Below are 6,064 nucleotides of genomic sequence, written 5' to 3'. Positions count from 1 at the left end.
ACCGGAGCCGACGTGTCACCGAACGCCGGTCCCGCCGACGTCCCCGCACACACGACGACCGTCAGCAACAGCGTGCCAATGGTTCGGTTCAATCGCGACATGGCGTTTCCCCTCTCTGGTTCCTTATCGTCGCGACGTGCGGTTTTTCGACAGTCCGAGCCGAAAACGTGACAATTTCCGGTCGAATGCGCGGAATTGAGAACTTTTTCGCCACGATCGACCGGACCTCGGAACCCCGGCCCCGGTAGGACGTCTTTTACTGGTCCTGGTGAATCGAGCACCGGACCACTGCCGGCTCACGCCGGGGCTGCGGCATCGTGCGTCGACCGCTCGTCCGGCCGTACGAGTCCGCAGTGGTCCTCCCGTCGGCGGGACTCCCGCGGTAAGGCGGCGGTCGGACTGACGCCATTATCGGCACCCGCCCGGACCGCCGGCGCCATCTTCTCCCGTCGTCGCCCTGTGAACCGCGGAATTCGTGGTGAAGTGGAAATTCCCGGCCGAGAATTTCGGCACCGCGATCGTTCTCGTGGTTCTCCGCGATCCCGTGAGCGCGGACCGGGGTTCCGATCGCCCGGACCGGTCGGGTGTCCGCCGCCGCGCCGCGCTCACCCGCGCCACGACGAACGCCCGGTCAGGACCTGGGTAACGGGACTTAAAACGCTTACTGCGTGATGGTGACCTGTTGACCTGAGCGGATCGGTAGCTCTACCGTGATGTCCAGGTAAGCGCTTACATGGCCGAGCCGTCGGGCTGCGGACGGCCGTGCCGGGGTGCGTGAACACCGGGCAGCCGTCGTTCGCCGCGCAGCGGGACCGCGTGGCCGACGAGTGCTGCCCCGGTGTCGGGTCGCGCGGGCCGTCGGGTCGACTTCGCCTGTGCCGCAACGCATCTCCGGCTCGGCTCTGCACGGGAAAGGTCTGGTGTGGACGATCGCGACCACTCGTCCCGCAGACTGTGCACGTTCACAGGTTTTGTGCCGCTTGGCCCTTGAAAGGATCTTGTTCATCGGTTTTGATCTGGCGGTACTGCACTCAGAACACTGTGCACGTTCACAGCCGCCGCCGCGCCCGCTGAGAATCGATCAAAGGAGATCGAATGACCGCGCATGGCACTGGTCGCACGGCAGCACCGGCCGCCTCCGACTGAACCGGCCCCGAGCGGGGCTGCCGGGTGCGCCTCGACGCCCCGAGCGGACGTGCGACGACCGCCGGACGGCCCGCCCCGTCACACCTGCGACGTCGACCGCGGTGGAGCGCTGAGCGCTGTCCCGCAACGGTTCCCGACCCACTCCGCCCGCACCCCCGCCGGGCTCCCCGTCCCACGGCACCACTGAACGCGGCGTCGACCGCCTCGGTCCACGTCGCACCGGAAGGACATCGACCATGAACGGCAGGACAGACACACCCACCGGCATCTCGCGGCGCAGCGTGCTGCTCGGTGCGGCGGCCGGCGCGGGTGCGCTCGCACTCGGCGCGGACGTTCTGGCGCCGACGGCGGACGCCGCGACGTTCGTCAAGGGCGCGGACATCAGCTGGATGCCGCAGATGGAGGCGAACGGCTACTACTGGAACGACAAGTCCGGGCAGCGGCAGGACCTGTTCACCATCCTCAAGGGCGACGGCATCACCGCGATCAGCCTGCGGACCTGGGTCAACCCCTCCAGCGACCCGGCCAACGGGCACTGCGGCATCGAGGAGACGGCGCGGATGGCGGCGCGGTGCCGGGACGCGGGCCTCCAGGTGCTGCTCGGCTTCCACTTCGGCGACACCTGGAACTCCGTCGGCGTGCAGAACCCGCCCCGGGCTTGGGCGACCATGTCCTACAGCCAGATGCGCGACGCGATGCGCGGCTACGTCGACCGCTCGCTGAACGTCGTCAAGTCCGCCGGCGTCACCCCGGGCTGGGTGAAGATCGGCAACGAGACCAACAGCGGCATCTGCAAGCCCGTCGGCAGCATCAGCAGGCCCGACCAGATGACCGGCCTGCTCAACGCCGCGCACGACGTGTCGAAGCAGGTCTTCCCGACCACTCCGGTGCTGGTCCACCTCGCCCAGCCGCAAAAGCTCGACAGCATCCGGGCGTTCCTCGACGCCTACCGGAACAACGGCGGCAGGTGGGACGTCACCGGGCTGTCGTCGTACGCGCAGGGCGGCAACATCCCCGGCGTGCTGGCCAACATGAGGACGATCCAGTCCACGTACGGCAAACCGGTCATGCAGGTCGAGTACGGCGGCCCGCGGGACAAGGCCACCCAGGTGCGCGACGGGCTGCGGCAGTTCATCACCGGGCTGAAGGGCTTCGGCGGCCTGGGCACGTTCTTCTGGGAGCCCGAGGGCTACTCGCCGTTCACCGGCTACGGCAGCACCGCGTGGGACCCGGGCACCCGCAGGCCGACCGCCGCCATGGACGGCTTCCTCAACGCGTGACCCGACCACCGGCATCACCAACCCCAGGAGATCCCCGTGCACCTCACAACGCGGTGGCGTGCCCCCCACGTCGTCACCGCCTCCGCAGTCCTCGCCCTGAGCGCCGCGATCGTGCCCGGCACGGCCGCGGCGGCCGGGAACACCTACTACGTCGCACCCGATGGCAACGACGGCGCCGCGGGAACGCAGACCGCTCCCTGGGCGTCCATCGCCCGCGCGCAGACCGCCGTCACGGCGGGTGACACGGTCTACTTCCGGGGCGGCACCTACGCCTACACCCGCGCGACGACGGCCTGCGCGAGCCGGACGGCCCGGGTCGACGCGATCACGCTGAACAAGAGCGGCGCGTCCGGCAGCCCGATCCGCTACTGGGCCTACCCGGGGGAGAAGCCGGTCTTCGACTTCTCGCGCATGCGGGACGACTGCCGGATCAAGGGCTTCGACGTCACCGGCAGCCGGCTGCACCTCAAGGGGCTGACCGTCACGGGCGTGCGGCAGAACAACAACCTCAACGCGGAGTCCTGGGGGATCTGGATCTCGGGCAGCTACAACACCTTCGAGCAGATCGACACGCACCACCACATGGGCGCCGGTCTGTTCATCCAGAACGGGCACGACAACCTCGTGCTGAACTCCGACTCGCACGACAACTACGACGCGAACAGCTCGGACGGGCCCGGCGAGAACGCCGACGGCTTCGGCGCGCACATCAAGGCGGGCAACCCGGGCAACGTGTTCCGGGGCAACCGGGCGTGGTGGAACGCGGACGACGGGTTCGACCTGATCAGCGCCTACTCGTCCGTGACGATCGAGAACTCCTGGTCGTGGCGCAACGGGTACGTGCCCGGCACCACCACGAGCGCGGGCAACGGCACCGGCTTCAAGGCCGGCGGCTACGGCGGCGACTACGACCCCGGCGCGGTCAAGCACACCGTCCGCAACTCGGTGGCGTTCCTCAACAAGGCGGCGGGTTTCTACAACAACCACCACCCCGCGGTCAACGACTACTTCAACAACACCGGCTTCGGCAACCACCCCAACTTCGACATGCGGGGCGTCGACGCGAGCGGCGCGACGGTCGGTCGCGGCAACCTGCGCAACAACATCGCCCACAACGGCACCGCCACGGCGAACATGTCCGGCACGAGCGCCTCGAACAACTCCTGGAACCTCGGCCTGCCCCTGTCGGACGCGCAGTTCCAGAGCGTGTCGACCTCCGGCTGGGACGCCCCGCGCCGGGCCGACGGCAGCCTGCCCGTGCTGCCCCACCTCCGCCTCGCCGCGAACAGCACCCTGATCGACAAGGGGGTGAACGTCGGCCTGCCGTACCAGGGCTCGGCGCCCGACCTCGGCGCCTTCGAGCAGTCCGGGGGCAGCACCACCCGGCTGGAACCGGTCACAGCGGACGTATCGCCCGACCCCGATCACCTCGCCCCGTGAAAGGCACCGACATGACCCGCGCACCACGCACGCCGTTGAAGCGGCGCGCGCTACCCATCGCCGCACTGCTGCTCGTGTCAGTGGTGGCTCCGCAGTCGGCCCACGCGGCCTCCGCCGAGCCGCCCACCGCGGTTCCCACATCACCTTCCGCCTCCGCCGAGGACTACACGGCCGACTCCTGGGCGGCGTTCTCCTCGAACCAGTCCCGAGCCACGACCCAGGACGCCACCGGCGGACCGGTGATGATCCGGGGGCTGAAGGAGCTGGCCGCCGACTACCGGACCCGCGTCCCGACCAGGTACACCGCCGACTCGTGGGCCCCGTTCGCCGAGGCGTTGACCACCGCGGACCGCGTCGTGGGCAACCGGGCGGCGACCGCGGCGGACGTCGCCGCGGCGAAGACGGCCCTGAACGCCGCCGCCGCCGACCTGGTGGCCGCGGACGAGGGCACGTTCCAGACCATCACGAACGACACCTTCTGGAACGACACCAGCGGCAACCCCATCTACTCGCAGGGCGGCGGTGTCTTCAAGTTCGGTGACACCTACTACTGGTACGGCGTGCACTACCTCGGTGCCGAGCACTACCGGGCCGACCCGACGCGCAAGTTCGACAACGAGGTCTCGTTCGTCTCGATCCCGGTGTACTCGTCCAGGGACCTGGTGAACTGGAGGTTCGAGAACAACGTCGCCACGCGCTCGACCCCCCTCGGCAACGGAGCCACGCTCGGCCAGGCGGGCTGGGTCGGCCGGCTCGGGGTCTCGTACAACGAGAACACCGGCAAGTACGTGCTGGTCGTGCAGGCGTACCTCCCGTCCGGCGGCGGGGACGGGGTCCTGTTCCTGCGGGGCGACTCGCCCACCGACACGTTCGACTACGGGTACTTCCAGACGCAGATCACCAACTCCCCGACCACCGGCACCGGCGACCAGACCGTCTTCACCGACGACAACGGCAAGGACTACCTGATCTTCTCCAACCGCGAGGGCCGCGGCCGCGCCTTCGTCGCCAAGCTCCGGGAGTCCGACTCGCTGCGGATCGAGCCCGCGGTGCAGATCGGCAGCAACTCCGCGGGCCGCGAGGGCAACGCCATGTTCAAGCTGGACGGCAGGTACTACCACGCGGCGTCCGACCTGCACGGCTGGAACAGCTCCGTCACGCACGTCCTGGAGTCGACCAGCGGTGCCGTCCAGGGTGCGTACACGAGCGAGTACACCCTGGCCGGCACCGAGCTGGACTACAGCCACGTCACCCAGACCGGGTTCTTCGTCACCGTGAAGGGCACCAAGCAGAGCACCGTCATCTTCGCCGGCGACCGCTGGGCGGACTTCGCCTGGAACGGCCTCGGCTACAACCAGTGGATGCCGGTGACCAAGACCGGCGCACGACCCGAGTTCCACTCCGTCAGCCAGTGGCAGTTCAACGCCACGACGGGGGAGTGGCGCGTGGGCCCGGACAACAACTACCTCCTCAACCCCGACTTCCAGGCCGACCGCGTCACCACCTCGACGCTGACCGGCTGGACCAACTTCCGCGAGTCGGGGCCGACCTCGTTCGTCACCAACGTCGCCGGTGCGAACGGGTCGCGCTTCGCGCTGCAGATCGGGGCCGGGCAGTCCTACGCCGGCGGGGTGCGGCAGCGGATCACCGTGCCCTCCGGTAGTTACAAGCTGTCGCTGTACGGCAAGACCTCCGGATCGCTCAGCGCCGCCCAGGTGACGGTCACCGACGCCGCCGGCAACGCGCGCACGCTCGACATCCCGGCCTCCAGCGGCTGGACCCGCCGGGAACTGGCGAACATCCCGCTGTCCGCCGGTACCGCCACCGTCACCATCCGCGCGGCCTCCGGCAACGGCTACCTCACCGTCGACGGTCTGGGGCTGGTCAAGACCGACGGTCAGCCCCCGGTGGGGCAGCGCTACGAAGCGGAGGACGCGCCGGCGGTGTGCCAGGGCAGCATCGACTCGAACCAGGCGGGCTTCACCGGCACCGGGTTCTGCAACGGCAACGCCGCCGTGGGCGCCTACGCCCAGTTCACCGTCAACGCCGCGCAGGCGGGCACCACGACGTTGGGCGTCCGGTTCGCCAACGGCAGCTCCAGCGGCTCCGCGCGCCCGGCGAACCTGGTGGTCAACGGCACCGCGGTCGGCACGGTCTCCTACGAGTCCACCGGCACCTGGACGTCGTGGACCACCAAG

3 protein-coding genes are annotated in these 6,064 nt (G+C 69.3%); all 3 read left to right on the top strand.

The genetic code is table 11. From position 1 onward, the window contains the following. The first annotated feature begins 1,382 nt into the window (after nt 1–1,382). On the top strand, nt 1,383–2,426 hold the full coding sequence (locus tag AB0G02_RS26165) for a glycosyl hydrolase 53 family protein (protein WP_360798419.1): 1,044 nt from the start codon (nt 1,383–1,385) through the stop codon (nt 2,424–2,426). 36 nt (nt 2,427–2,462) lie between these two features. Continuing rightward, entirely contained in the window at nt 2,463–3,866 is a 1,404-nt protein-coding gene (locus AB0G02_RS26160) for a right-handed parallel beta-helix repeat-containing protein (RefSeq protein WP_360798416.1), read from the top strand. Beyond that, the coding region (locus AB0G02_RS26155; protein ID WP_360798413.1) for a family 43 glycosylhydrolase at nt 3,863–6,064 on the top strand (2,202 nt) is incomplete at its 3' end. The genes AB0G02_RS26160 and AB0G02_RS26155, both read left to right, overlap by 4 nt.

The organism is Actinosynnema sp. NPDC023658, assembly GCF_040639995.1.
Taxonomy (GTDB): Bacteria; Actinomycetota; Actinomycetes; order Mycobacteriales; family Pseudonocardiaceae; genus Actinosynnema.
This window is presented reverse-complemented; position numbering and strand designations above follow the sequence as displayed.